Here is a 26,811-nt window from a genome sequence, read left to right on the forward strand (position 1 = left end):
GCCGAGCTCCTTCGCGCTGTGTCTGAGGGTCGCGACCGCTCGGCGCTCGTTGGGATCGGGTTGAACCTCGCTCACTCCCGCCGAGCTCCTTCGCGCTGTGTGTGAGGGTCGCGACCGCTCGGCGCTCGTTGGCATTGGGTTGAACCTCGCTCACTCCCGCCGAGCTCCTTCGCGCTGTGTGTGAGGGTCGCGACCGCTCGGCGCTCGTTGGCATTGGGTTGAACCTCGCTCACTCCCGCCGAGCTCCTTCGCTCCGGATTACACGATCAGGGCCTCCAGGCAACTAACCTTTGGGGTCTTACGTAGTCATGCTCGACTGAGGAGTGCACGTTGCTGGGAATGGTGCTGGCCGCCGGGGCCGGACGACGCCTGCGGCCGTACACCGACACGCTGCCCAAGGCGCTCGTGCCGGTCGACGGAGAAACCACGATCATGGACATCTCGCTGCGCAACCTCGCCGCGGTGGACCTGCGTGACGTGGTGATCGTGGTCGGATACGCGGCACAGGCCGTACACGAGCGCAAGGCCGACTTCGAACGGCGTTACGGCGTGAAGATCGAGCTCGTGCACAACGACAAGGCCGAGGAGTGGAACAACGCCTACTCCCTGTGGTGCGCGCGCGACCACTTCGCGCAGGGCGCGCTGCTGGTCAACGGCGACACCGTGCACCCCGTCTCGGTGGAGGAGACGCTGCTGTCGGCTCCGGCCACCAGCGACATCCTGCTCGCCGTCGACGACGTCAAGACGCTCGCCGACGAGGAGATGAAGGTGACGCTGCGCGACGGCTCGCTCCAGCGCATCACCAAGCTGATGGACCCCGCCGACGCCTACGGCGAGTACATCGGCGCGACCCTCATCCGACCCGGCGCCGCCCAGAAGCTGGCCGACGCCCTGCAGGCCACCTTCGAGCGCGATCCTCAGCTCTACTACGAGGACGGCTACCAGGAGCTGGTCGAGCGCGGCGAGCAGATCCACGTCGCGCCGATCGGCAAGGTCGAGTGGGTCGAGGTCGACAACCACGACGACCTGAACAAGGCCCGCGACATCGCCGCCCGTTACTAGGGGAGGCTAGATGCCGCTTCTAGCGAGGATGCTGCCCGCCCCCCTGACCATGGAGGTACGGCGGGGCGCGGTCGCGCAGCTCGGCGCGCTGCTGGCCGACAGCAGGGTGGCCACCTCAGGCCGGGTCGCCGTGGCGGTCGGCCCTGGACAGGGCGACCACATCGAGGGTCTCATCGCGCTGACCCTCTCCGAGGCGGAGGTGTTCCGCGTCGCCGACGGCTCGGTCGACGCCGCCGTCTCGCTCGGCGCCGACCTGCGCAAGGGTGCCTACGAGGTGGTCGTCGGGGTGGGCGGCGGCCGCACGATCGACGCCACCAAGTACGCCGCCTCCCTGGCCGGGATCCCCATGGTGGCCGTGGCCACCAACCTCTCCCACGACGGCATCTGCTCGCCGACCGCCTCGCTGGTCTACGAGGGCGGCAAGGGCTCCTTCGGGGTGCCGATGCCGCTGGCCATCCTCGTCGACCTCGACTTCGTGCACACCGCGCCCGACGCGCTCGTCAGGTCGGGCGTGGGCGACGTGGTGAGCAACCTGTCGGCGATCGAGGACTGGCAGCTGGCCAACGTCGAGCGGGGCGAGCCGATCGACGGCCTGGCCTGCTCGATGGCGCGCACCTCGGCCGAGGCGCTGATCGGCCGCAGGGATTCGATCGAATCCGACGCGTTCCTGACCGTTCTCGCCGAATCGCTGATCCTGTCGGGGATGTCCATGGTGATCGCGGGCTCCTCGCGTCCCTCCAGTGGCGGAGATCATGAGATCCTTCATGCCGTGGATCAGCTCTTCCCCGGCACGTCCAACCATGGCGAGCTCGCCGGGATCGGTGCCGCCTTCTGTTTCTTCCTCAGGGAGGACGAGGCCAGGCTGGCGCAGGTGGTCGACTGCCTGAGGCAGCACCAGCTTCCTGTCACGCCGGGCGACATCGGTCTGAGCGTGGAGCAGTTCACCGAGGCCGTCATGCTGGCGCCCTCCACCCGTCCAGGTCGCTACACGATCCTCGAGCACCTGCGGCTGTCGGAGTCAGAGGTTCGCGATCGGGTGGAGAGCTATGTCCGGGCCTTCGGTAGCTGAGCTGCGGGCGGTCGCCCAGCCCGCCGGCCACCTGGAGCGCAGGAACGGCGAGCACTGGGCCGGCGTGCTCTACATGCGCAGGCTCTCTCTCCGCGTCACCTGGCTGTTGACCAGGACGTCGGTCACGCCCAACCAGCTGACCTGGGTGATGACGGCGGCCGGCGTCGCGGCGGGTGTGGCGCTCGCGCTGCCCGGGCTGTGGGCCGCCGTGGGCGCCGCCCTGCTCGTCCAGGTCTACCTGCTCCTCGACTGCTCCGACGGCGAGCTGGCCCGCTGGACCGGCAAGACCTCGCTGACCGGCGTCTATCTCGACAGGGTCGGCGCCTACTTCACCGAGGCCGCGCTGCTGGCGGGCCTCGGCTGGAGGGCGTCGAGCGTCCTGCCCGACTGGTACACCGTGCTGGGGTTCGCCGCCGCGCTCGGCGCGATCCTCATCAAGGCCGAGACCGATCTCGTGGACGTGGCGCGGGCCAAGGGCGGTCTGCAGGCCGCCACCGAGGCCTCCGCGGGGCAGCTCCGCTCCGGCCTGCTCGGGCTGGGACGGCGGGTGCTGGGCGCGACGAAGTTCCACCGGATCGTGCAGCCGATCGAGCTGTCACTGCTCGCGCTGGTCGCGGCGGTGATCGATCTGGCCCTCGGCGACCTCACCGCCTCGAAGGTGCTCGTCGTGGCCTGCGTCGCGGCGGCCGGACTTCAAATGATCCTCCATCTGGTGAGCATCCTGGCCTCCAGGCGGCTAGCGTGATTCGGAACCGTCGGGGCGCCGCACCCGTCGAATTGATCAGACGCCCGCTGTTCGGTGGGGGTTCACTGACGGTTCCGATACTCTTGTCTTCACCTATCCGGATATGGCATACCCCAGCAGACTCGGTGATCATGAAAGAATGCTCCGCTCGTGCTCTCGACGCGTCCAGGCGATGACCCGTTGAAGATCTCGTGCGTCATCCTCACCATGGGCAACCGGGTCGCCGAGCTCAACCGGGCGGTCGAGTCCGCGCTCAACCAGGTCGACGGCGACGTCGAGGTGGTGATCGTGGGCAACGGGGCCGACGTTCCCGAGGTGACGGCGACACCGCCCGACGGCTCTGCGGCGTCCGTGAAAACCGTACGGCTGGCCCACAACACCGGCATTCCCGCAGGCCGTAACCGCGGGGTCGAGGAGTGCTCCGGCGACGTCGTCCTGTTCCTCGACGACGACGGCTGGTACGCCAACCAGAAGGTCGTCGCGCACGTGCGCGACCGTTTCGCCACCGAGCCCGACCTCGCCGTCATCTCCTTCCGGGTCATGGACCCCGACGGCGGCATCGGACAGCGCCGCCACGTGCCGCGCCTTCGCGCGGGCGACCCCGAGCGTTCCTCACCCGTCACCACGTTCCTCGGCGGCGCCTCCGCGATCCGCAGGTCGGCCTTCCTCCAGGTCGGCGGGTTGCCCGAGCGGTTCTTCTACGCGCACGAGGAGACTGACCTGGCCTGGCGGCTGCTGGGCGAGGGCTACCGCATCGAGTACGACGCCGAGACCGTCATGTACCACCCGCAGGTGCCGCCGACCAGGCACGCGGAGTTCTACCGGCTCAACGCCCGCAACAGGGTGTGGCTGGCGCGCCGCAACCTGCCGTGGCCGCTGGCCGGGCTCTACCTGCTCGACTGGGTGGTGCTGACGCTGGTGCGCGAGCGCCGCTCGGGCGTGGCCATCAAGGCGTGGTTCCAGGGCTTCGTCGAAGGGCTGCGCACCCCCGCGGGCGAGCGCAGGCCGATGGCCTGGCGCACCGCGTGGCGCATGGTGAAGCTGGGCCGTCCGCCGATCGTGTGATCACACGACTTCCGCCGCACCGAAGGTCATGGACGCGCGCAGCGATGTGGACATCAGCGCCCGCTTGGGCAGGCCCAGCTCGCTGAGCTCCTTGGCGACCGGATGGTTGCCCAGGCGAATCAGCGCCCCTCCCGGGCGCACCCGCATTCCGCGCGCCCACATCTTGGCGGGGACACGCCTGGTGACGCCATCCAGATGGGTGTAGGCGGTCAGCGGGGTCGCCGCCGCCGCGCCGCCCACCGGCATCCCTGGCTTGACGAGCATGTCCACCACCAGCCGGCCGTCCTTGCGCAGGATGCAGCGCTTGTACGGCGACGACAGCCGCAGCTCGATGTCGGCCAGCTCCTTGGGGAAGCCCCAGAGCGTGCGCCCCGCCTCCAGCGTGAAACCCTGGTCCACCGGCAGCCAGTGCACGAACGCGCCCGCGTTCCTCAGCGTGGCCGGCCCTGAGGCCCGCGGGCGGGGACTGCCCGGCGGCCTGACCAGGAAGGTGACACCGAACTCGTGGTAGGAATCGAGATCGCTGTCACGGTACTCGACGAACACCAGCGTGCAGACGGCCCTGCCGGGCAGGACCTCGGCCACGTCGAGGCCCGAGTAGGCGATCACCGCGCGGGCGGCGTCCGCGCTGACGGCATACGTGGCGCTGCAGACGGTGGCGTCGGTCACCCGCACGGGCATGGTGATCGTCCGGCCTTGGATCAGATGCGAAGCCATGCCTCCAGTACATGTGACCATCGCGCCGCCGTCCACGTCTCCAGATGATGTGACTGCCGAAACCACGCGGAGGCGAGCATCATCGAGGAGTTGTATCGCGAGCACTGGCCGCTCGTGTGCGGCTATCTCCTGCGCCGCACCCGCGATCCCCACCTGGCCGAGGACCTCGCCCAGGAGACGTTCGTCAAGGCCACCAGGGCGTTTCTCGGCCACCGCGGCGGCAGCCCCGCCGCCTGGCTGCTGGCGATCGCCAGGAACGTCCTCATCGACCACGTACGGCGCCGCCGTACGGAGCTGCCCCTGCCCGACCCCGACGAGCTGGGCGTGCCCGCGATGGACGTGGCGGGCCTCGACGTCAGGGACGCGCTCGCGCGGCTGCCCCCTCAGCACCGAGAGCTCCTCACGCTCGTCTACTACGAAGGGTTCTCCCTCGTGGAGGTGGCCGCGATGACCGGCCGCTCGCCCTCCTCCGTCAAGACCGCCGCCTGGCGGGCCCGCAAGGCCTTCGCCGAGATGTACGGGAGCAGCATTTGATCCCCGAGTTCGACCCCAAGAGGACCAGGCGGGCCGTACGGCTCGGCATCCTGCGCACGGCCACGGCCGTGCTCGCCGTGCTGCTCGTCGTGTCGCTGGCCGTCGTGTTCGGCTCCCGCCTGATCCAGGAGCGCGGCAACAGGGAGCGGCGGATGGTGGACGTGCTGGGCACGGCCCTGCAGGTGGCCAACCCCGGCTACGTGATCGGTGAGAAGGAGTGCTGTGATATCTCGCTGACCGGGATGTCCTTCTCCGTCCACGTCAGCCCCCTGCAGGCGAGGGGAGGCTTCTTCGCCGGGGCCGCGGTCCAGACACTGCGCGTGGAGCAGGACTTCTTCGGCAGGGTGCAGTCACCCCCGCTCGGTTATGCGACCGAGACCAGGCTCACCTACGGCCTCTACGACGTCGGCACGGGCAACCAGCCCAAGCAGGACATGCGCCAGGTCCTCGCCAGGCTGCCCGAGGGGCTGACCGCACTGACGGTCGTGGAGCTGAGCAGGCCGCTCAAGGAGACGGAGTTCGCCGCCTTCCGGAAGAGGACCGATCTGTACCCGGAGCGGGTCGTCTACGAGAACAGGCCGAGATCCACGCCTATCACCTGGAGCGCTCACCAGATCGGGGCCGCCTTCGACCAGGACGACAACCTGGCGAGCTTCCGCGCCTGGGTGGCCTCGCTGCGCGCCCATGACGAGCACAACCTGAGGCAGTTCGGTCTTGACCTCGCCAGGCTGAAGAAGAGCGCGGCCGACGGGCTGACCTATGCCTTCGTGACGAGCCGAACGGTGGGCGATCTCCGCAAGCTCATCGACGATCCCGACATCAAGACCATCAGGGTGGCCGACGTCACCTACGATCTCGAGCGGCCGTGAGCCACGTCAGACGGCCAGTTCGTGGGCTACCCCCGCCCACGTCTCCAGGCGCGCGGTGAACGAGGCGGCCTGGTCGGGCCAGTGGTGGCGCAGGCGGGCGAGTGAGTGGCCCTTGGCGGCCAGCGCCGCCCGCCGTACCGGGTCCTCCCTGAGATCCAGGACGGCGCCCAGAGTCGCCTCCACGTCCCCGTACGGCACGACGGACCCGCACCCCGCCTCCTCCACCAGCGCGGCGGCGGCAGGGGTGGTGACGACGGGCACCCCCCGCCCCATGTAGTCGAGGACCTTGGTGGGTGGCCTGGACGACGGCTCCCGCCACAGGCACACCCCCGCCAGCGCGCCCTCGGCCATGCGCAGGGCGTGCCTGTTGGGGACGTAACCGAACCAGTCGAGCAGCCCCACCCGCTGGGCGTCCCGCAGGATCGGCCTGACCTCCCTGTCGGCCGCGCCGATCAGATCGAGCCTGATCCCGTACGGCACCAGCCGCCGCGCCAGCTCGACCAGCTCGTTGACGCCCTTGGCGGTCGTCAGCCTGCCGATGTGCACGACACGGGTGTCGCCCGCGGGCAGCGGGGCGTCGGCGACCTGGGTGGCCTCGGCCGCAGCGGGCTCGAGGACGCGGTGCAGCCGTTCGGCCCTGGCCACGAGCCTGCGGCCGAGCGCGCCCCTGGCCTCGTCGCGCACGTCGAGCACGACGGGCGGGTGCCGGAACGGGAGGGCGAGCAGCAGCTCGGCCTCGTGCAGGATCAGCAGGTCGGCGTCCTTGACGCCGCGGCGCAGCGCCGTCCGCGCCCTGCCGCCCTTGCGAACGTCGATCGCGGTGATCGGCGGAATGGGTGTCACGTTGAAGTGGGTGAAAGGAGCGACGTAGGTCACCTCGTGGCCCGCGTCGAGCAGCGCCCTGATCTGCCGGTGCATGATCCGGGCGTCCTCGGGATGATGGAGGGTTGTTGCGACGCAAACGCGCATATAGGCGATGGTGCGCGCCTATGCCATCACCTGCGTGAATGTGGGGGTAACTGCCGTTTAACTTCCCGAAGGACGCCGGTAGAGCCAGGTCAGGCGCGGTTCGAGCACCCACTTGAAGACCGTGCGGGTCTCGGGCAGGCACAGCACGATCGCCAGGGCGAAGCAGCTGGCGCTGATCGCCAGCACGCCCAGCGGGCCGTGCAGCCAGGGCAGGTCGAGCCAGCCCTGCTCCTTGGCGATCAGGACGGGGATGCCGTGAAGGAGGTAGGCGTAGAGGGTGCGGGTGCCGAGGTCGGTGTACCAGGTCTCGCCGCGCGGCACCAGCGCCAGGAAGGCGAAGCACATCGCCAGCGAGGCGATCAGCAGCGCCATCTTCAGCCCGAGGCCCATGTACCAGGACAGGTCCATGTCCTGGAAGCTGTGCTTGAAGTAGAAGGGCTTGAGCGACCACTTGCCCAGGCCGAGATAGACCGCCACGCCCGCCGCCCCCGCCAGCGTCACGCCCGCGAGGATCTTCACCCAGGTGCGGTTGAGCATCTCGAAGTGCTCGGGCTGCATGACCAGGCCGATCACGAAGAACGGCAGCAGGCCGAAGAAGCGGTCCATGCTGAAGTCGCCGGAGATCTGCGAGAACCCGGCGAACAGGTAGATGGCGATCGCCACGGGGATGGGCTGCTTCATCCGCTTCCACACCGGGGTGGACAGCCGCCAGAACAGCAGGGCGAGCAGATACCAGTTGAGCCACGCCGGGTCGATGATCGTGAGGCTCCACTTCTGCCCGAGGGAGAAGCGCAGCGCGGCGTAGCCGACCTCCACGATCACGTACGGCACGACGAAGGTGTCGACGAGCTTGTTCGTCTTGGCGTTGGAGTTCCAGAAGTTCCTGGACAGGTAGCCGCTCACGATGACGAACAGCGGCATGTGGAAGGTGTAGATGAAGATGTAGAGCGCTTTGGAGGAGTCGGCGTTGAGCGTGGGGACCAGCGAGTGCCCCACGACCACGAGCGCGATCAGCAGGAACTTGACGTTGTCGAGGTACGGCTCGCGCCTGCGCGGCGCGGCTTTGGGCTCTTCGTCGAGTTCGGGCTCGGGGCGGTCGTCGGAGCGGTCCTCGGTGGCCGCCGTGCCCCAGAAGGAGGCGTCCTGCGCCTGCTGTCCCCACCCCTGCGGGGGCGGGGCGGCCTGCGGCCACGGGGTGTTCACCCTCTCCGTCTCGGCAGGTGGCGCTTCAGGGGCGGCGCCATGGGCGCCGTTGCTCCTGGGGGCCGAGACCGGGAAGGACGATCGGGTGTCACTCACGGGCGAGACGCTCAGCTATCTATCGGGGCCGGGGGTCGGAGCCACGCCGGCGAGGGCGGCTTGCACACGCCTGGCAAGGCGCCGACTCGCGTGGGCGATTCTGACAACCCTAACGTCCAGCGGGGCCGATGTCGCGGGGGAGACTGGAGAAACGGCCGTAATCCACAGGGAATCTGGAGGTTGACCGACTCCGCCGAAATCAGTCAAGAACCGCTCATGACGGGCACTCCGTCAGGCGCAGATGTTCTTGGTGTCGGCGGAGATGCCGGTCTCCTTGATGGACTCGGGGATCTCGGTGCGGACGCCCGTGAAGTCGTCGCCGATCAGCAACTGGATCACGGGAGTCTTGTCGGCGCCCTTGTCCGCGACGGTCTGGGTGGTGCCGCTCCCGGTGAAAGCCGCCGGGTTGGTGACCTTGACCTTGCCCTTGGTGGAGGGGCGCTTGGTGCCCGACAGCTTCGAGGCGAGCACGCCGGCGTAGTCGGGGCCGGTGGTGTCGCGCTTGCCGTACAGCAGCTGGGTCTTGGGCTGACTGGTGCCCTCGGGGGTCAGGGCGTTGCCGGTGCCGACCACGTTGAATCCGAGCTCGGTCAGCTGCTGGGCAACCTCGCCCGCCTTGCCCTGCGTGGTCGTGCCGTTGATCACCTGGACCTTGACCTGTTCGACCTTGGGCACGAACTTCTTGGCCGTGGGCGTGGGCTCGGGCAACGCGGTGTCGTTCCTGATGGCCTCGAAGAGCTTGGGCGCGCGGACCGGGTCCCAGATGACCCTGTTCGGGTCGGTGGGGTCGGGTAGGACGGGAACCGTGTAGAACTGCACCTTGCTCGCGGTCAGCGACCTGGCGCTCTGGGCGATCTCCAGGAGCTTGTTGGGGTCGTTGGCCAGCTTCTTGTCCATGGTGACCGAAGAGGAGGCCGCCTGGATCAGGCCGATCAGCTTGGGCGGATTGGACAGGACGCCGCCGGTGGTGATCTTCTTGACGACCTGGCTGGCGAAGAGCTGCTGGCGCTTGATGCGCTCGAGGTCGCTGTGGTTGCCGTAGGCGCGCAGGCGGACGTAGCCGAGGGCCTGTTCGCCGTTCAGCGTCGACCTGCCGCGGGGCAGTTTGAGCTTGGCCTTCTTGTCGTCGACCGGGCTGTTCAGGCAGACCTCGATGCCATGGAGCTCGTCGACGATGGCCTTGAAGCCGTTGAAGTCGACCTCGACGTTGTGATCGATGCGAATGTTGGTCAGCGTCTCGATCGTGGTGATGGTGCAGGCGATGCCGCCGCGGTTGTAGGCCGAGTTGATCATGTCGCGGGTGGCCGGGAGAACCGTCTTGCTCTTCTCGGCCTCGCACTGCGGGATCTGGACCATCGAGTCGCGGGGGAAGCTGATGAGCTGCGCCTTGTCCCTGGTGGGGGAGATGTGCATGAGGATCATCGTGTCGGTGCGCTTGCCCGAGTCGATCCTGGCGGCGGCCTGGCCGTACCTGGCGTTGCCCTCGCCGTGACGCGTGTCGGAGCCGACGATCAGCACGTTGAGCGCGCCGGTGATGTTCGCGGGCCTGGGGTTGCGGATCTTCGTGTCCGGGTCGTTCTGGCCGAAGCCGGCCAGCGCGCTGCGGTAGATCGTGTAGCCGGTCAGCGAGCCCGCGACCATCAGGCCGGTCAGCGCGATGCTCGTCCAGGCCAGGCCGCTCAGCTTCCTGCGTCCGCCGTCGCCGCTCCTGCGGCCGCGGGGCTCCTCCGGAGGGGGCGGCGGGGGTGGGGAGGCGCCTGCCCTGCGGGAGGACCGATAACCGGGGGTGGCCGGCGCGACCAGGCGATCCTGGACGTCGGCGCTCCTGTGGTTGCTCATACGATCTCCTCGCCCGGAGGTGGGGAGTCCGTGGTGGGCTTCCTGCGCACAACGGCCTCCTCGTCCGGAGATTCGGAGCCCGCGTCGTGCCGGCTCGGTCGATCGCTCATCGCGCCACGAGACTAGGACACCGTAAGCGTTGCCGAAGCCATGACCGACTCAAAAGGCCGTGACCCGGGCGTGATGATCCCGTCCCAGAGCATACTCAGATTCGGACATTTCATGGAATGTAGTCGCCAAAAACTTTACGTTACGCGCCTTGTGGAAAGCGCCGCCGCCAGGCATGCCAGTGGCATGGCGGGCAGCGTGTAGCGGTAGTCGAACTCGGCCACCGCGGGCGGCACGATCAGCAGCACCCACGCCGTCGACCAGGGCAGCAGCCAGGCGCCCTGGTAGCTCCTGCGCCTGATCGCCACGGCGGGCGGCACGATCAGCAGCACCAGGAGGACCGCTCCGGGCATGCGGACGACGCTTTGGTAGGCGCGCAGCCACCCCGCGTACGGCTCCACGATGGCGGTGCCAATGGGGCCGTTTTCGTATTTATGTGCGAATTGCGCGCCGACCTGGGCGGGATATCGGCCGGGCGGCGGAGGTGGGTTCACAGGAAACTCGTAGTAAGCGTAGATTTCCGCGTCAGGGTAGACGGGCCGGCCCAGTGTGAAGGTGCGCACCAGCTCCGACAGCGCCGAGCCGAGATAGTCGAGCGGCTGGCTGCGGATGGCCAGCATCGCGAACCTGCCGGCCAGGTCGTCGTTGGCCTCGGAGAAGGTGATGCCGGGCAGCTTCACCAGCGGCGCGTCCTTGGCCCAGATGTACTCCTGCGAAGGCGGCCGGGCCTCGGGCGGGCGCGGATCGCACAGCACCGCCAGGTCGGGGGGCGGGTCCATCGCCGCGCAGTCGGCGAAGGACATCGTGCGGGCGTAGAGGAAGACGCCGTTCGCGCCGACGATGCCGACCCTGTCGTAGGTCGCGTGGAACCAGAGGCCGTAGGCGAGCACCGGCAGGAGCGCGGCCGCCGCCGTGACGCCGGCCAGCGCGATCCGCCTGCGCAGCAGCAGCCAGGCGCACAGCACGACGATGAGCGGCTGGCCGACCGTCCTGGTCAGGGAGGCGCAGGCGAGCAGCAGGCCGATGGCCAGCGCCGTACGCCAGGTGAGGTCCCTGCGGACGGCGAGCACCACCGCGGCGACGACCAGGAAGGTGAACAGGGCGTCGGAGATCAGCAGGTGCTCGAGCTCGATCTGGTAGGCGTCGAGCAGCACGGGCGCGGCGGCCAGCGTCGCGGCCCACTTCGGCACTCTTCGGGCCGCGAGGTAGACCAGCACGCCGGTGGCCAGGCCGAGCAGGTGCTGGACGGCGGTGACGGCGGCGAAGCTCTGGAACGGCTGCAGCAGCTTGAGGAAGAAGGAGTAGCCCGCGGGCCGCACCAGATCGGGACGCAGGTGGAAGACGGTGACGATGTAGGTGTAGGAGTCGGGGAACCACAGCGCGGGCCGGTAGCCCAGCATGGTGATCACCCTGAGCAGGGCGCCGACCCCGAACACGCCGAGGAACCAGCGGTGCCGCCGCACCTGCCGCCGCACCCAGGCCGACCGCCCGGCTTCCACCCGCGTGCCCTCCCCGTCCCGATGCTCCGGCCATGGCCGGGCGCAGCCCGACGCCTGCCGTACGCTACCGGCTTCCACCGGCCGGGCCGCGCCCCACCGGTGGTCGGCGTTGGGTACTCTCGCGATCACCGATGACGCTCGCATGGCCCGATCACTCACGCAGGCCGTCGGCGGGCAGGGTGCTCGCCGTCGCCACCGTGCTGCCCGCGCTCGCGGTGGCCGCCTGGCTCCTCGCCGGGCTGCCGCTGCTGCTGGCTGGGTGGTTCAAGCCGTTCCCCGTGACGGTCCTGGCGGGGGCCGTCCTGGTGGTGCTGGGCAAGGTGGCGCTCACCCGGATGCCCGACCTCGACGCCACGGCGAGGCAGGTGGGCGGCGTGTTCGGCGTCGCGCTGCTCTCGCTGGTCGGCAACGCGATCCTGCACAGCGAGCAGCTCATCGTCCGCCGCGATCCCGCCACCTACGCGCAGTACGCGATCTGGATCGCCAGGAACGGCTCCCTGCCCGTCCCGCAGCAGGCCGAGGCGTTCGGCGGCGCCGATCCCGCGCTGCGGTTCGACAGCATCGGCTTCTACGACGCCCCGGGCGCCGTGGTGCCGCAGTTCCTGCCGGGCCCGCCGATGCTGTTCGCGGCGGGGGAGTGGCTGGGCGGGCTGCTGTTCACCCCGCCGGTGCTCGGCGCGCTGGCCACGCTGGTGCTGGCGGGCGCGGTCGCGAGGCTGGTGGGAGCCCGCTGGGCCGTGCTCGCGGCGCTGGCCTTCGCGATCAGCCTGCCCATCCTCTACACCTCTCGCGCCACGTTCAGCGAGATCCCGTCGCTGATCCTGATCTTCGGCGGCATCGCCCTCCTCCACGACGCCAGGGGCCGATGGGACAGCGCACTGGCGGGGCTGGTGTTCGGGCTGGCCGTGCTGGTGCGCATCGACGCGCTGCGCGACGTCCTGCCCGTCCTGGCCTTCGCCGGGCTGCTGATCGCGCTGCGCCGCGGCTTCTCGCTGCTGGCGGGGCTGGCCGTCGGCGTGGGGCTCGGGCTCGTGGCCGCGCGGACGTTCGCCGGACCCTACCTCGCGGATCTTTCGAACTCGGTGCGGCCGCTGCTGCTGATCTCCGTCGCGGTGCTGGTGCTGACGGCCGTCGGCACCGCACTGGCGGGCCGCCTGTCCCGGCTGCGCCCGCCCAGATGGCTGCCCGAGGTCGGCGCGGGCCTGGTCGTGCTGGTCATGCTCGGCCTCGCCGTACGCCCGTGGGTCCAGACCGTCCGCCGCACGCCCAACACGCCCGGAGACTGGCGGACCTTCGAGTTCCTCGTGGCGACGCAGAAGAACAACGGGCTGCCCATCGACGGCACCCGCCTCTACTTCGAGGACTCCCTCTACTGGGTGATCTGGTACGTCGGCGTGCCCGTTGTGGTGTTCGCCACACTCGCCGCGGCGGTGCTGGTCAGGCGGCTGCGCGACGGGTCCTCCTTCGAGTGGCTGCTCCCGCTGGCGATCATCGGCTGGACCACGGTCACCACCCTGCTCAGGCCCGAGATCACCCCCGACCACCCGTGGGCCTCGCGCCGCCTGGTGCCCGTCGTCATCCCCGGGCTGATCATGCTGGCCGTCTGGGGGCTGGCGTGGTGCCGTGACCGGCTCGGCCGCCGCGGCCACGGCACGCGCTGGTTCGGCGCCGCCGCCGTCGTGCTGGTCCTGGCGCCGGTGGCCGTCACCTCCATCGGCATCGCCTTCACCCCGATCGAGCGAGGGGAGCGCGCCGCCGTCGAGCGCCTGTGCGAGAGCATCCCCTCCGACGCCTCCGTGCTGATCGTCGAACGCGTCACCGCCGACCGCTTCTCCCAGGTCGTGCGCGGCACCTGCGGGGTGCCCACGGCCCAGGTGCGCAGATCGTCGGCCGACACCCCGTCCCCGGTCGCCGTCCGCCGTCTCATCGAGAAGATCAGGAAGGCGGGGCGCGCACCCGTGCTGCTGGCCGCCGAGTCCGGCCAGCTCACCCCGTACGGCACGCCGCGCCACGTGGTCGCCCTCGACACCCGCCAGGACGAACGCTCCCTGGTCGCGCCCCCCGACGGCGCCTGGCGCCTGGTGGTCAACGTCTGGATGACACGACCGGCCTGAATTGACCGAGTGGAACCGAGGCGTGACAGGGAAGGGTACCCTCGTCCCACGTGAGCACGCTTGAGCCCCCCAAGACTGGATCCGCCGTGGAAGCTACGCCGTACGTCACGATTGTCCTGCCCTGCTACAACGAGCAGGATCACGTTCTTGACGAGGTCGAACGCATCACCAAGGCGATGGACTCGAGCGGCTACACCTACGAACTGGTGGCCGTCGACGACTGCTCCACCGACGAGACGCTGGCCAGGCTCGAGGAGGCCGCGCCGCGCTTCCCCCACATGCGCATCCGCGCCTTCCACCGCAACGGCGGCTCGGGCACCGTCCGCAGGATCGGCACGCAGGAGGCGCGCGGCGAGATCGTCGTGTGGACCGACGCGGACATGACCTACCCGAACGAGCGCATCCCCGAGCTGGTCCAGATCCTGGAGAAGGACCAGACGGTCGACCAGGTGGTCGGCGCGCGCACCACCGAGGAGGGCTCGCACAAGATCCTCAGGGTGCCCGCCAAGTGGGTGATCCGCAAGATCGCGGAGAAGCTGGCGGGGCAGAGGATCCCCGACCTCAACTCGGGGTTGCGGGCCTTCCGCAAGTCGGTGGCCAAGCCGTACCTCAGGCTGCTGCCGCCCGGGTTCTCGTGCGTCACGACGATCACGCTGTCGTTCCTGTCGAACCAGCACGACGTCTACTACCTGCCGATCGAGTACGCCAAGCGGGCCGGCAAGTCGAAGTTCAGCTTCGTCAGCGACGCCTACCGCTACATCCTGCAGGTGCTGCGGATGGTCATGTACTTCAACCCGCTCAAGGTGCTCATGCCGCCCGCCCTCTGGCTGGTGGGCATCGGGTTCGTCAAGTTCGTCTACGACATGGTGCGCACGCCCTTCTACATCCCGACGAACACCATCATGATCGTGCTGTCCGGCATGCTGATCGGATCGGTGGCGTTGCTCGCCGACCTGATCGTGAGGTCGCGCGGCGAATGAGGATCGCGATCGTCGGCCCGACCTACCCGTACAAGGGTGGCGGCGCCCAGCACACCACCGAGCTGGCCCATCGCCTGGCCGCGCAGGGCCACGACGTGGTGATCGAGTCGTGGAAGGCGCAGTACCCCTCCTTCCTCTACCCGGGGCAGCAGACGATCGACGTCCCCGAGGGCGAGCCGTACCCGAAGACGCACAGGCGGCTCGACTGGCGCAGGCCCGACGGCTGGGTCGCGGCTGGGCGGCGGCTCAGGAGCGCCGACCTGGTGATCCTGGCGGTGCTCAGCCCGGTGCAGGTCCCCGCCTACCTCGGCATCCTGTTCGGCCTCGGCCGCAGGACCAGGACGATCGCGCTCTGCCACAACGTCCTGCCCCACGAGCGCAAGCCATGGGACGAGCCGCTGATGAAGGCGCTGCTCAAGCGGGTCGACGGCGTGCTGACCCACTCCGAGCAGCAGGCCGGTCTGGCCAGGACACTGACGAACAGGCCGACCAGCACCGCGGCGCTGCCTCCGCACCTGCCCGCCAGGAGCCAGGACAGAGCCGAGGGGATCCACCACAGGCTGCTCTTCTTCGGCATCGTCCGGCCGTACAAGGGGCTCGACCTGTTGCTCAGGGCGCTGCCCGAGGGCGTCTCGCTGACCGTGGCGGGGGAGTTCTGGGGCGGGCTCGAAGACACCAGGGCGCTGATCGCCGAGCTGGGCATCGGCGACCGGGTGGAGCTCCGGCCCGGCTACGTCGCCGCCGACGACGTGCCCGGCCTGTTCGCGCGGGCCGACGCGCTCGTCCTGCCGTACCGGAACGCCACGGCCAGCCAGAACGTGTGGCTCGGCCACGAGCACGGGGTGCCGGTGATCGCCACCAGGGTCGGCGCGCTGGCCGACAACGTCCGCGACGGCGTCGACGGCCTGCTGGTCGAGCCCGAGGACGTCGAGGCGCTGCGCAAGGCGATCGAGCGGTTCTACGAGGATCCCGAGCGGCTGAGGGCGGGCGTCCAGGCCGTCGATCCCGAGCCGTTCTGGCGCACGTACGCCGACACACTCCTTCGAGCCTGAGAGGATCGGGGACGTGGTGAAGGAGAAGCAGCTCGAGTACTCCGAGTTTCAGCCGGCGATGCTCGACGAAGCCAAGCGCAGGCGCAAGGCCGCCAAGATCATCGCAGTCCTCGAGCACTTCCACGGGCCGCTCGGGGGGCTGACCGTGGGCGACGTCGGCTGCTCGGCCGGGTTCATCGCCGACGAGCTCGCCGCCGCCGGCGCGGCGCACACGCTCGGCATCGACATCGACGTGCCGGGCCTGCGCAAGGCCGCGGACCGCTTCGGCAAGCGGGTCGCCTTCATCTGCGGCGACGGCACCGCACTGCCCTTCCCCGACTCCTCCGTCGACGTGCTGGTCTTCAACCACATCTACGAGCACGTCGTCGACCCCGACGCGGTCGTCGCCGAGATGCACCGGGTGCTGTCCGAGGACGGCGTCCTCTACCTGGGCCTGGGCAACAAGCTCGGCATCATGGAGCCGCACTACAAGCTGCCGTTCCTGTCGTACCTGCCCGCCCCGCTCGCCGACCGCTACGTGCGCGCCTTCGGCCGGGCCGACCACTACTACGAGCGCTTCCGCACCAGGCGGGGGCTACGGAAGATGACCCGCGCCTTCTACGTGTGGGACTACACCTTCCCGGTGCTCGCCACGCCCACGGCGTTCGCCGGCGGCGAGCTGTTCCCCGGCCTCCTCGGCAGGATCGCGCAGGCGGTGCTGGCCCGCACGCCGCGGGCCGTGCTCAAGCTGATGCTGCCGCTGGTGCCGACCTACCTGTGGGTGGCCACCAAGCGGCCGCGCACACCCGCGGGGGCCGCGCTGCCGCAGCCGCCGGAGCGGCTGTGAAGAAGGCGGTACGGCTCGGCTTCCTGCTGGTCGCGCTCGGGTTCGGCGCCTGGGTCGTCGCCTCGCAGTGGGACGCGGTCGTCGCCGGGTTCGCCAGGCTGACCTGGCCGATGCTGGCGGGCTCGCTGGTCTCGGTGGTCGGCGCGCTGCTGGCCGCCATGATGACGTGGCGGACACTTCTGGCCGACCTGGGCTCGCCGCTGCCGCTGCGAGCCGCGGCGAAGGTGTTCTTCGTCGGCCAGCTCGGCAAGTACATCCCCGGCGCGGTGTGGCCGGTCCTCGCCCAGATGGAGATGGGCAAGGACCTCGGCGTGCCGCGCCCGCGCAGCGCGGCGGCCTTCTTCTTGATGATGCCGATCCAGCTGGCCACCGGGCTGCTCGTCACGCTGGTCACGCTCGGCTGGGACCGCTTCGGCTGGGCGCTGCTGCTCATCCCCGTGCTCCTGGTGCTCCTGGAGCCGAAGGTGATCAACGCGGTGATCGGCTTCGGCCTGCGCAGGCTCCGGCGGGAACCACTCGAAAGGCCGCTCAGCCGCAGGGGCATGCTGACGGCGCTGGCGTGGGCGCTGGCCGGCTGGAGCGCCTACGGCGTGCACCTGTTCCTCCTGGCCGGCGACATGGGCGCCACGGGCGGGCTGCTGTTCGCCATCGGCGCGTTCGCGCTGACGTGGTCCCTCGGCATCATGACGTTCGTCGTGCCCGCGGGCGCGGGGGTGCGCGAGGCCGCCATGGTGGCGGTGATGTCGCCGGTCCTCGATCGCGGCTCGGCGATCGCCCTCGCGCTGTGCTCCCGGATGGTGATCATCCTGGCCGATCTGATCTGCGCCGCCGCGGCCGGAGCCGCCGCGAGAGCCACAGTGGACCGCAATCCCGTGTGATTTGCCGCACCGGGTCGTAGGGTTGGATCAGACGAGGGTCTTCAGGGGAGGGATCTTTCGTGATGCCTCGAGTGCTCATCGACGCGGCCGCGGTACCCGCCGACCGTGGCGCGCTCAACCGGTATGTCGATGGGCTGGTCGGTGGGCTCCACCGGGCCGGCGCCGATGTGAGTGTGGTCTGCCAGCGGGCGGACGCGGACAGGTACGGCAGGCTCGCCCCCTCGGCGAGGGTGGTGCAGGGGCCTGTGTCCATCACCAACAGATCGGCCAGGCTGGCGTGGGAGCAGACCAGCCTGCCGGTGATCGCCCAGCGCGTGGGCGCGCAGGTGATCCACGCTCCCCACTACTCCATGCCGCTGCGGTCGGGCCTGCCCACCGTGGTGACCGTCCACGACGTCACCTGGTTCACCGAGCAGGACCAGCTCGCCACGGTCAACGCGTCGTTCTTCAGGTCGGCCACCCGCACCGCCGTACGGCACGCGCGGCGGGTGATCGTGCCGTCCAAGGCGACGAGGGACGAGCTGATCAGGGTGCTGTCCGCCGATCCGACCAGGATCGACGTCGCCTACCACGGCGTCGACCACGGGATCTTCCACGCGCCGAGCGAGGCGGAGAGCAGGAGGGTGGCCGACCGGCTGGCCCTGCACGGCCAGCCGTACGTCGCCTTCCTCGGCGCGCTGGAGCCGCGCAAGAACGTGCCGAACCTGATCAGGGGCTTCGCCAGGGCGGTCGAGCACCTCCAGGACCCGCCGGCGCTGGTCATCGTCGGCGGCATCCACGAGGACGACGTCGACGCGGCCGTCAGCGAGGTCGAGGCCACGGTGAAGGTGGTGCGTCCCGGCTACCTGTCCTACGCCGACCTGCCCGGTTTCCTGGGCGGCGCGCTGGTGGTGGCCTTCCCCTCGCGGGGTGAGGGCTTCGGCCTGCCGGTGCTGGAGGCGATGGCCTGCGGCGCCCCCGTGCTGACCACGCACCGCACCTCCCTGCCCGAGGTGGGCGGCGACGCGGTGGCCTACACCGAGCCCGACCCCGACAGCATCGCCGCCGCGCTCGGTCAGCTGCTGGCCGCGCCCGACCGGCGGGAGCGGCTGGCCACGGCGGGTCTCGCGCGGGCCAAGGAGTTCAGCTGGGACGCCTCCGCGCAGGCTCATCTGCTGTCCTATCAACGCGCGATCGAATAGTTGGGTAACCTCACGGGGTGATGGAGAGCTCTTTGCCAGACCTCGAGGCGATTCTCCTGGTCGGAGGCCAGGGCACGCGCCTGCGTCCGCTGACACTGGGCACGCCCAAGCCGCTGCTGCCCACGGCCGGGGTTCCCTTCCTGGCCCACCAGCTCGCGCAGGCCCGTTCGTTCGGGGTGCGGCGCATCGTGTTCGCCACCTCCTACAAGGCCTCGATGTTCGAGCCGGTCTTCGGCGACGGATCCTCGATGGGTCTCGAGCTGGTCTACATGACCGAGGAGACACCGCTCGGCACGGGCGGGGCGATCCGCAACGCGGCGCAGGCGCTGACCGCGGGCCCCGGCGACCCCGTGCTGATCCTCAACGGTGACATCCTCTCGGGGCACGACATCGGCGACCAGGTCAGGCAGCACGTCGATCGCGAGGCCGCGGTCACACTGCACCTGACCGAGGTGGAGGATCCGACGCGGTTCGGCTGCGTGCCGACCGACGAGTCGGGGCGGGTGACCGCGTTCCTGGAGAAGACTCCCCATCCCGTGACCAACCGCATCAACGCCGGATGCTACGTCTTCACCCGCTCGGTGATCGACGAGATCCCCGCGGGGCAGGTCGTGTCGGTCGAGCGCGAGACGTTCCCCGCGCTGATCGAGTCGGGCGCGCTGGTGCTCGGCTACGCCGACAGCAGCTACTGGCTCGACGTCGGCACCCCCGCCGCCTTCGTCAAGGGCTCGCGCGACCTGGTGCTGGGCAGGCTGAGCTCGCCCGCGCTCCCCGGTCCGCCCGGCGAGTCCCTGTCGCTGGAGGGGGCCGTCGTCTCGCCGGAGGCCAAGGTCACCGGCGGCTCGGTGGTCGGCGTGCGGGCCGTGGTCGAGGCGGAGGCCTCGGTGAGCGGCAGCGTGCTGGGCGACGGCTGCGTGATCGAATCGGGCGCGACCGTGGTCGACTCCCTCATCGGTCTCGGCGCCAGGATCTCGAAGGGCGCCGTCGTGCGCGACGCGGTGATCGGCGACGGCGCGACCGTCGGCGCGGGCAACGAGCTGAAGGCGGGCGCGCGGGTGTGGCCCGGCGTGGTCCTGCCCGAGTGCGCCGTGCGCTTCTCCAGCGACGCCTGACCCGGCCATGCGGTACGGCGGGCAGACTGGACACGTGCGTGAGCGCCGTTACGACATGCCCGCCGACCTGGTCGCGCTGCTGGGTCCGCATCGGCACGGCGGCCACGACCCGACCTGGCAGCGCACCGGCGACGGCGCGATCTGGATGACCAGCCGCACGCCCGATGGGCCAGGCACGCTCCGCGTCACCAGGCACGGCGGGCAGGCGTGGGGCGCCGGGGCGACCTGGCTGCTCGACTCGCTGCCCGGGCTGGTCGGGGCCGACGACGACGTCTCGGGCTTCGTCGTGCACCACGAGGTGCTCAAGGGGTTCGGCGTGCCGAGGATCGGCAGGAGCGGGCTGGTGTTCGAGGCGCTCGTGCCCGCCGTCCTCGAGCAGAAGGTGGTCGGCCGCGAGGCGTGGCGCGCGTGGCGCCACCTGCTGCGCAAGTACGGCACGCAGGCCCCTGGGCCCGCGCCCGAGGGCATGAAGGTGATGCCGGAGCCCGAGGTGTGGCGGCAGATCCCCGCCTGGGACTGGCACCGGGCGGGCGCGGAGGCCGTGCGCGCCAGGACGATCGCGACGGCCGCCTGGCACGCGGCCAAGCTGGAGGCCGCGGCCGACTCCGCCTCGCTTGACCGCCTGCTGCGGGCGTTGCCCGGCATCGGGGTGTGGACGTCGGCGGAGGTTCGGCAGCGCTGCTTCGGCGACGCGGACGCGGTGAGCGTCGGGGACTTCCACCTGGCCAAGATCGTGGGCTGGGCCTTGACCGGTGAGAAGGCCGACGACGCGGAGATGATGCGGCTGCTGGAGCCGTACCGAGGGCATCGGCACCGGGCCTGCGTGCTGGTCGGTCTCACTGGGCTGAGGCCGCCCGCACGCGGGCCTAGGCTGTCCGCCCGTGACTACCGTTCCTTCTGAACGGCGACTTCCACCAGTCCCTGCCGTCGCGGGAGTCGGTGCCGAAGAACGGGCCGAGGAAGGCGAGGACGGCGATCAGGCTGAGAACGAAGATCCAGGACATGTTGTGCTCCTTTGCTCCCCTCTATTGTCTTCCCTTGCATCTATTTACGTCTATCGAGACTTTCTACGGGTCACTCTTCAGCTGCGCTTAACAGCTAATGTGCCGGTATGACCCATGTCAGCGATTCCGCCCTCCGCCGGGCCCTCGCCAGGGCCCGTGACGGCAAGGCTCTCGACGTCACCGAGGCCACCGTGCTGCTCCAGGCGAGGGACGAGCACCTCGACGCCCTGCTGGACCACGCGTCACGCGTGCGTGACGCCAACGGTCGCAACGGTGTCATCACCTACAGCAAGAAGGTCTTCATCCCGCTGACCAGGCTGTGCAGGGACCGGTGTGGCTACTGCACGTTCGCCACCGCGCCCGGCAGGCTGCCCGACGCCTTCCTCGGTCCCGACGAGGTGCTGGAGATCGCCAGGCAGGGCGCGGCGATGGGGTGCAAGGAGGCGCTGTTCACGCTCGGCGACCGGCCCGAGGACCGCTGGCACCAGGCCCGCACGTGGCTGGACGCGCACGGCTACGACGACACGCTCTCCTATGTGCGGGCGATGGCGATCAGGGTGCTGGAGGAGACGGGCCTGCTGCCCCACCTCAACCCCGGCGTGCTGTCCTGGCGCGACTTCCAGCGGCTCAAGCCGGTCGCGCCGTCCATGGGGATGATGCTGGAGACCACCTCGCGGGCCCTGTTCGAGACCAAGGGCGCGGCACACTACGGCTCGCCCGACAAGGACCCCGCCGTACGGCTGCGCGTCCTGGAGGACGCTGGGCGCTCCAACGTGCCCTTCACCACCGGCATCCTGATCGGCATCGGCGAGACCATCGAGGACAGGGCCGAGTCGATCTTCGCGATCCGGCGGGTGGCCCGCGAGTACGGTGGCATCCAGGAGGTCATCGTCCAGAACTTCCGCGCCAAGCAGGACACCGCGATGCGCGGCCTGCCCGACGCCTCCCTCCAGGAGCTGGCCGCCACGATCGCCGTCACCCGGCTGGTGCTCGGGCCCAAGATGCGGGTCCAGGCGCCGCCCAACCTGGTCGACTCCGAGTACGCCCTGATGATCAGGGCCGGGATCGACGACTGGGGCGGGGTGTCGCCGCTCACGCCTGACCACGTCAACCCCGAGCGTCCCTGGCCGCACATCGACGAGCTCGCCGCCCGTACGGCCGAGGCGGGCTTCGTCCTGAGGGAGCGGCTGACGATCTACCCCGAGTACGTGCTGGCGGGGGAGCCCTGGCTCGACCCCAGGCTGTTCGCGCACGTGGAGGCGCTGGCCGACCCCGCGACGGGCCTCGCCCTCGAGGACGCGCCGCTCGTGGGACGGCCCTGGCAGGAGCCCGACGGCGGGTTCGCCGCGGCCGGCCGTACGGACCTGCACGTCGAGGTCGACACCTCGGGACGGACGAACGACAGGCGCGACGACTTCGACAACGTCTACGGCGACTGGGAGGCCCTGCGCGACCGCCTCGCCACGCCCGCGACGGCCGGCGGCCTTCTCGCGGACGGCTCCCCGCAGGAGACGCCCGCCTCTTCCACGACGGCCGGCTCACAGGAGGCGCCCGCCTTTCCCACGGCGGCCGGTTCCCAGGAGGCGCCCGCCTTCTCCGGTGGGGCCGGTGGGTCGCCGCTGACCCAGCCCCCCGGCGTCGGCGTCATGGGGGACGTCGCCGAGGCCCTCCGACAGGCCGAGCGCGCTCCCGCGAGCCTCACCGACGCGCAGGCCGTCGCGTTGCTCGGCGCGGACGGCGACGCGCTGGAGGAGCTCGCCCGCCTGGCCGACCACCTCAGGCGCGAGACCGTCGGCGACGACGTCACCTACGTCGTCAACCGCAACATCAACTTCACCAACGTCTGCTACACGGGCTGCAGGTTCTGCGCCTTCGCCCAGCGCAGGACCGACGCCGACGCCTACACCCTCTCCCTCGACCAGGTCGCCGACCGCGCACAGGAAGGCTGGGAGGCGGGGGCGACCGAGGTGTGCATGCAGGGCGGCATCCATCCCGACCTGCCGGGCACCGCCTACTTCGACCTCGCCCGCGCGGTGAAGGCCAGGACGCCCGACATGCACGTCCACGCCTTCTCTCCCATGGAGGTCATCAACGGCGCGAGCCGGACGAACCTGTCCATCGAGGACTGGCTGACCGCGGCCAAGGAGGCGGGGGTGGACTCCCTGCCCGGCACCGCCGCCGAGATCCTCGACGACGACGTGCGCTGGGTGCTGACCAAGGGCAAGCTGCCCACCCGCGAATGGATCGACGTCATCACCACCGCGCACCGCGTGGGCATCCCGACGACCTCGACCATGATGTACGGGCACGTCGACACCCATTTGCACTGGGTGCAGCACATCAAGCTGATCAGGCGGCTGCAGGAGCGGACGGGCGGCTTCTCGGAGTTCGTGCTGCTGCCGTTCGTCCATAACAGCGCGCCCATCTACCTGGCGGGCGTCGCCCGTCCCGGGCCGACCGCGCGGGAGAACCGGGCGGTGCACGCGCTGGCGCGCATCCTGCTGCACGGCGCGATCGGCAACATCCAGTGCTCGTGGGTGAAGCTCCGCGACGACCTGTGCCGCCAGGTGCTCCAGGGCGGGGTGAACGACCTCGGCGGCACGCTGATGGAGGAGACGATCAGCCGCATGGCGGGGTCGGAGAACGGCTCGTACAAGACCATCTCGGAGATCGCCGAGATGGTCGCGCCGACGGGGCGTCCGCTCCGGCAGCGCACCACGGAGTACGGCACGCCGTCGGCCGAGCGGCTGGCGGCGTCGGCGGCCAGCGACGGCGTCTGCCGCAGCGTCCGCCGCACCCTCCCGGTCGTCTGACCGCCGACTGGATATCCGGCATTCACGTGTTCGAGAATACAGAAATGCGTATGCTGGATATCCAGCGAGTGCGGTGAGGGAGGCCTCAATGGCGAAAACCACGATTGACATCGATGCGACCAAGGCGGCGAAAGCACAGGCCATTCTTGGCACGGACAGCCTCCGCAGCACCGTTGACGCGGCCCTCCAGCATGTGATCGCGGAGCGAGCTCGGGAGAGGTTCATCGAATTGGCCGCCTCCGGTGCCTTCGCGGACCTGTTGGACCCGGCGACCGAGGAGGCGATGTGGAAGTGACGCCATACCTCGGTGACAAAAGCGCCTTGGCGCGGCTTCACCTGCCCCCGGTGAAGGCGCGGCTAGCGCCTCTGATCACCAGGGGGCTGGTGTCGATCTGCGCGCCGACTCAGCTCGAAATGCTCTACTCCGCTCGCAGTCCGGTCGACTACCAGGAGATCAAGGATCAGCTCGACGCCGGATTTCCCTGGATGCCGATTCCTGACAGGGGCTGGCAGCGCGCTCGCGAGATTCAGGAGTCGCTGGCGAAGAGTGGGAGGCACCGGGGACCGTCGATCGCCGACTTGCTCATCGCGGTCACCGCAGAGGCATGGGAGCTTACCGTGCTGCACTACGACCGTGATTTCGAGACGATCGCCGAGATCACGCAGCAGCCGACCGAATGGGTGGTGCCGCAGGGCGAGGCGGAGGCTGCGCCCAGGTGAGCCGGGTACCTGCCGTCCGGCGGCGGGCACCCGGTCGTCAGCGGGACACGATGAAGTCGGCGGCGTCGCGGGGGGCCCGGTCGCGGGGCGGGGCGGCGGCGTGGCCGACGGCGACGCAGCCCATCGGGTCCCACGAGCCGGGCAGGTCGAGCACCTCCCTGACCACCGGACGGCAGAACATCGTGGACGACACCCACGCCGACCCGAGCCCCTCCACGGCCAGCTGGACCAGGAAGTTCTCCACCCCCGCCCCCATGGCCACCACGAACATCTCGCGCTCGGAGGCGTTGCGCCGATCGTCGCGGTAGGTGTGGGAGCCCTCCATGACCAGGCACGGCACCACGAGGTACGGCGCCTCGCGCAGGACGTCGCCGCGGCGGATCCGCTTGGCGATCGACTCCTCGCTGAACCCGTCGCCGCGCAGGTCGGCGATCCAGGCCTCGCGCATGGCGTCGACCAGCCGCAGCCGCGTGGCCGCCGACTCCACCAGGACGAACCGCCACGGCGTGGTGTGGTGCGGCGCGGGGGCCGCGATGCCCGCCGCCACCGCCCGCCGTACGGCCTCGGGGTCGACGGGGTCGGCGGAGAACTGCCTGATCGTACGGCGGGCGAAGACCACGTCGCGCGAGCCGTAGCGGAACAGGTCATCGTCGGCGGGGCGGATGAGCGGCCTGACGCCCGGCCCGTCGTCGGCGGTGACCAGGTGCCCGAGCCCGCGGACGACCGCGATGGGGACGCCGTCGAGCTTGCCCTTGACCAGCTCGGCCGCCGCGGCGATCTCGTCGATCAGCGCGGTGACGGTGGCGTTGAGCGGGTTGCCGTGGGTGTCGGAGCCGCCCCTGAAGTCTTCGAGCGGCCGCACTCCGGCGGCGCCGATGGCGACGTCGGTGAGGCCGTGGCGCCATGGGCGGCCGAAGGTGTCGGAGATGATGACGCCGACGTGCCCCCCGAGCGCCGCCCTGATGCGGCGGGCCGACGCGTCGGAGTCGTCGGGCAGCAGCAGCACGGTGCCGGGCTCGGTGTTGGAGGCGTCGACGCCCGCCGCGGCCATGACGAAGCCGTGGCGGGTCTGGGAGATGACGGTGTCGCCGCGCCTGGCGACGACGCGTTCGGTCTCCTCGGCGATGGCGTCGGTGCGGTCGGCGCCCTCCCGGACGCGCCCCTCGGCCTTGCTGACGATCTTGGAGGTGATGACCAGGATGTCGCCGTCGCGCAGCTCCTCGCCGGGCGGGAGCGCGGCCTTCAGGAGCGCGGCGAGGTCGTCACCGGGGCGGACCTCCCCGATGCCGTGGATCCCGAACACCTGGAATCCCTGGAGCGGCGCGGAACCGGCGCGGGTCATCGGGCGAGCTCCTGGGCCAGGGTGAGGGCGGCGCGGGCCAGTTCGGTGGTCGCGTCGGGGTCGCTCATGAGCAGCGGGCGGGCCGCCACCCGCACGCCCTCGAGCGCGACCGAGGAGTCCTCGGGAGCGACGAGCCAGCCGTCGATCAGGTCGGACCCGTAGAGGGACAGCACCGCCTGGGCGCTGGTCTCCACGCCGATCGCCGTCAGGCACGCGTCGGCCATGCCGCGGACGGGCGCGCCCCCGATGATGGGGGAGACGCCGACGACGGTCTTGCCGAGCAGCGCCTCGCGGATGCCGGGGATCTGCAGGATGGTGCCGATGCTCACCACCGGGTTGGACGGCGGCAGGATCACGAAGTCGGCGGCCTCGATGGCCTCCAGCACACCGGGGGCGGGAGCGGCGGCGTCGGCGCCGACGAGCGCGATGGACTCGGCGGGGACCGAGGCGCGCAGGCGCACCCACCACTCCTGGAAGTGGACGGCGCGGCGGCCCTGGTCGTCGGTGATGACGACGTGGGTCTCGCAGCGGTCGTCGCTCATCGGCAGCAGCCGCACGCCCGGCTGCCAGCGGGCGCACAGGGCCTCGGTGATCTGGGAGAGCGGGTAGCCCGCCTCGAGCATCTGGGAGCGCACGATGTGGGTGGCGAAGTCGCGGTCGCCGAGGCCGAACCACTGCGGCTCGACGCCGTAGGCGGCCAGCTCCTCCTTGACGACGTGCGTCTCCTTCTCCCGCCCCCAGCCCTGTTCCTCGTTGATGCCGCCGCCGAGGGTGTACATCACGGTGTCGAGGTCGGGACAGACCCGCAGGCCGAAGAGGGTGATGTCGTCACCGGTGTTGCCGATGACGGTGATCTCGGCGTCGGGGGCGGCGGCACGCAGGCCGCGCAGGAAGCGGGCTCCGCCGATGCCGCCGGCTAGGGACACGATACGCATGCGGCCAGTCTTCCACCCGCCTCCGACAAGCTGTCTGGAGAGGCAGCCTTCCGTTCCTGTTGTCTCGAAATTTCGGTGT

The 26,811-nt window shown here is 70.3% G+C and carries 25 protein-coding genes; 17 read left to right on the forward strand and 8 right to left on the reverse strand.

Annotation, left to right across the window (positions count from 1 at the left end):
- The first annotated feature begins 330 nt into the window (after positions 1-330).
- The 4 genes from H4W81_RS41960 (at position 331) to H4W81_RS41975 (ending at position 3,941) form a co-directional block, all read left to right on the forward strand.
- The gene (locus H4W81_RS41960) at positions 331-1,062 is read left to right on the forward strand and encodes a phosphocholine cytidylyltransferase family protein (protein WP_192779874.1); all 732 of its coding nucleotides are present in this window, start codon (positions 331-333) and stop codon (positions 1,060-1,062) included.
- Positions 1,063-1,090: 28 nt separating this feature from the next.
- The gene (locus H4W81_RS41965; protein ID WP_192781359.1) at positions 1,091-2,131 is read left to right on the forward strand and encodes an iron-containing alcohol dehydrogenase family protein; all 1,041 of its coding nucleotides are present in this window, start codon (positions 1,091-1,093) and stop codon (positions 2,129-2,131) included.
- Positions 2,109-2,876 carry a CDP-alcohol phosphatidyltransferase family protein gene (locus tag H4W81_RS41970; protein ID WP_192779875.1) on the forward strand — a complete coding sequence of 256 codons (768 nt, stop codon included), beginning with the start codon at positions 2,109-2,111 and terminating at the stop codon, positions 2,874-2,876. Before H4W81_RS41965 ends, H4W81_RS41970 begins: the two co-directional genes overlap by 23 nt.
- Before the next feature lie 180 nt (positions 2,877-3,056).
- Positions 3,057-3,941, forward strand: a complete 885-nt coding sequence (locus H4W81_RS41975) for a glycosyltransferase family 2 protein (protein ID WP_192781360.1) — start codon at positions 3,057-3,059, stop codon at positions 3,939-3,941.
- Here the strand turns inward: H4W81_RS41975 and H4W81_RS41980 are convergent, their stop codons facing one another.
- Positions 3,942-4,658 (reverse strand): acetoacetate decarboxylase family protein, encoded by a 717-nt coding sequence (locus tag H4W81_RS41980; RefSeq protein ID WP_192779876.1) that lies wholly within the window; start codon positions 4,656-4,658, stop codon positions 3,942-3,944.
- A gap of 90 nt (positions 4,659-4,748) precedes the next feature.
- On the opposite strand from H4W81_RS41980, the gene H4W81_RS41985 reads away from it, so the two are divergent.
- Entirely contained in the window at positions 4,749-5,192 is a 444-nt protein-coding gene (locus H4W81_RS41985; protein WP_192779877.1) for an RNA polymerase sigma factor, read from the forward strand.
- Positions 5,189-6,061 (forward strand): hypothetical protein, encoded by an 873-nt coding sequence (locus tag H4W81_RS41990; protein ID WP_192779878.1) that lies wholly within the window; start codon positions 5,189-5,191, stop codon positions 6,059-6,061. The genes H4W81_RS41985 and H4W81_RS41990 overlap by 4 nt, the downstream gene beginning before the upstream one ends.
- A 6-nt stretch (positions 6,062-6,067) precedes the next feature.
- On the opposite strand, the gene H4W81_RS41995 is transcribed toward H4W81_RS41990, so the two are convergent.
- From H4W81_RS41995 to H4W81_RS42010, 4 genes are all read right to left on the reverse strand, one after another.
- A complete protein-coding gene (locus H4W81_RS41995) occupies positions 6,068-7,030 on the reverse strand; it encodes a glycosyltransferase (protein WP_192779879.1) in 963 nt (320 codons plus the stop codon).
- Positions 7,031-7,087: 57 nt separating this feature from the next.
- A complete protein-coding gene (locus H4W81_RS42000; protein ID WP_192779880.1) occupies positions 7,088-8,329 on the reverse strand; it encodes an acyltransferase family protein in 1,242 nt (413 codons plus the stop codon).
- Between the two features lie 231 nt (positions 8,330-8,560).
- Positions 8,561-10,168: an LCP family protein gene (locus tag H4W81_RS42005; protein ID WP_192779881.1), complete on the reverse strand. Its 1,608-nt coding sequence runs from the start codon at positions 10,166-10,168 to the stop codon at positions 8,561-8,563.
- A 245-nt stretch (positions 10,169-10,413) separates the two neighbouring features.
- Positions 10,414-11,775 carry a hypothetical protein gene (locus H4W81_RS42010; protein WP_318782415.1) on the reverse strand — a complete coding sequence of 454 codons (1,362 nt, stop codon included), beginning with the start codon at positions 11,773-11,775 and terminating at the stop codon, positions 10,414-10,416.
- A gap of 131 nt (positions 11,776-11,906) precedes the next feature.
- Here H4W81_RS42010 and H4W81_RS42015 point away from each other — a divergent pair, with 131 nt between their 5' ends.
- The 8 genes from H4W81_RS42015 to H4W81_RS42050 all read left to right on the forward strand — a co-directional run bounded on the left by H4W81_RS42015 (position 11,907) and on the right by H4W81_RS42050 (position 20,819).
- Positions 11,907-13,889 carry a hypothetical protein gene (locus H4W81_RS42015; RefSeq protein WP_192779882.1) on the forward strand — a complete coding sequence of 661 codons (1,983 nt, stop codon included), beginning with the start codon at positions 11,907-11,909 and terminating at the stop codon, positions 13,887-13,889.
- Positions 13,890-13,975: 86 nt separating this feature from the next.
- Positions 13,976-14,869, forward strand: coding sequence for a glycosyltransferase family 2 protein (locus tag H4W81_RS42020; protein ID WP_318782416.1), 894 nt, complete (start codon positions 13,976-13,978; stop codon positions 14,867-14,869).
- Complete coding sequence (locus H4W81_RS42025) at positions 14,866-15,921, forward strand: glycosyltransferase family 4 protein (protein ID WP_192779884.1); 1,056 nt, start codon at positions 14,866-14,868, stop codon at positions 15,919-15,921. The genes H4W81_RS42020 and H4W81_RS42025 overlap by 4 nt, the downstream gene beginning before the upstream one ends.
- Before the next feature lie 13 nt (positions 15,922-15,934).
- Positions 15,935-16,747, forward strand: coding sequence for a class I SAM-dependent methyltransferase (locus H4W81_RS42030; protein ID WP_318782417.1), 813 nt, complete (start codon positions 15,935-15,937; stop codon positions 16,745-16,747).
- Positions 16,744-17,625 carry a lysylphosphatidylglycerol synthase domain-containing protein gene (locus H4W81_RS42035; RefSeq protein WP_192779885.1) on the forward strand — a complete coding sequence of 294 codons (882 nt, stop codon included), beginning with the start codon at positions 16,744-16,746 and terminating at the stop codon, positions 17,623-17,625. Before H4W81_RS42030 ends, H4W81_RS42035 begins: the two co-directional genes overlap by 4 nt.
- Positions 17,626-17,687: 62 nt before the next feature.
- Positions 17,688-18,806 (forward strand): glycosyltransferase family 4 protein, encoded by a 1,119-nt coding sequence (locus tag H4W81_RS42040; RefSeq protein WP_225960783.1) that lies wholly within the window; start codon positions 17,688-17,690, stop codon positions 18,804-18,806.
- 32 nt (positions 18,807-18,838) lie between these two features.
- Positions 18,839-19,918 (forward strand): mannose-1-phosphate guanylyltransferase, encoded by a 1,080-nt coding sequence (manB, locus tag H4W81_RS42045; RefSeq protein ID WP_225959048.1) that lies wholly within the window; start codon positions 18,839-18,841, stop codon positions 19,916-19,918.
- Positions 19,919-19,952: 34 nt separating this feature from the next.
- Positions 19,953-20,819, forward strand: a complete 867-nt coding sequence (locus tag H4W81_RS42050) for a DNA-3-methyladenine glycosylase family protein (RefSeq protein WP_318782418.1) — start codon at positions 19,953-19,955, stop codon at positions 20,817-20,819.
- Here H4W81_RS42050 and H4W81_RS42055 read toward each other — a convergent pair.
- Positions 20,785-20,922: a hypothetical protein gene (locus H4W81_RS42055; RefSeq protein ID WP_192779887.1), complete on the reverse strand. Its 138-nt coding sequence runs from the start codon at positions 20,920-20,922 to the stop codon at positions 20,785-20,787. The genes H4W81_RS42050 and H4W81_RS42055 overlap by 35 nt on opposite strands.
- Before the next feature lie 107 nt (positions 20,923-21,029).
- Between H4W81_RS42055 and H4W81_RS42060 the strand changes: the two genes are divergently transcribed.
- The 3 genes from H4W81_RS42060 (at position 21,030) to H4W81_RS42070 (ending at position 24,455) form a co-directional block, all read left to right on the forward strand.
- Complete coding sequence (locus H4W81_RS42060) at positions 21,030-23,735, forward strand: bifunctional FO biosynthesis protein CofGH (RefSeq protein WP_192779888.1); 2,706 nt, start codon at positions 21,030-21,032, stop codon at positions 23,733-23,735.
- Positions 23,736-23,823: 88 nt separating this feature from the next.
- On the forward strand, positions 23,824-24,030 hold the full coding sequence (locus H4W81_RS42065) for a type II toxin-antitoxin system VapB family antitoxin (RefSeq protein ID WP_192779889.1): 207 nt from the start codon (positions 23,824-23,826) through the stop codon (positions 24,028-24,030).
- Positions 24,021-24,455, forward strand: coding sequence for a PIN domain nuclease (locus H4W81_RS42070; protein ID WP_192779890.1), 435 nt, complete (start codon positions 24,021-24,023; stop codon positions 24,453-24,455). Before H4W81_RS42065 ends, H4W81_RS42070 begins: the two co-directional genes overlap by 10 nt.
- 37 nt (positions 24,456-24,492) lie before the next feature.
- Here H4W81_RS42070 and H4W81_RS42075 read toward each other — a convergent pair whose 3' ends face one another.
- Entirely contained in the window at positions 24,493-25,797 is a 1,305-nt protein-coding gene (locus tag H4W81_RS42075) for a coenzyme F420-0:L-glutamate ligase (RefSeq protein ID WP_192779891.1), read from the reverse strand.
- Positions 25,794-26,732, reverse strand: coding sequence for a 2-phospho-L-lactate transferase (cofD, locus tag H4W81_RS42080; protein WP_192779892.1), 939 nt, complete (start codon positions 26,730-26,732; stop codon positions 25,794-25,796). Before cofD ends, H4W81_RS42075 begins: the two co-directional genes overlap by 4 nt.
- Positions 26,733-26,811: the final 79 nt, after the last annotated feature.

Origin of the sequence: Nonomuraea africana, from assembly GCF_014873535.1 — a bacterium.
Classification (GTDB): Bacteria; Actinomycetota; Actinomycetes; order Streptosporangiales; family Streptosporangiaceae; genus Nonomuraea; species Nonomuraea africana.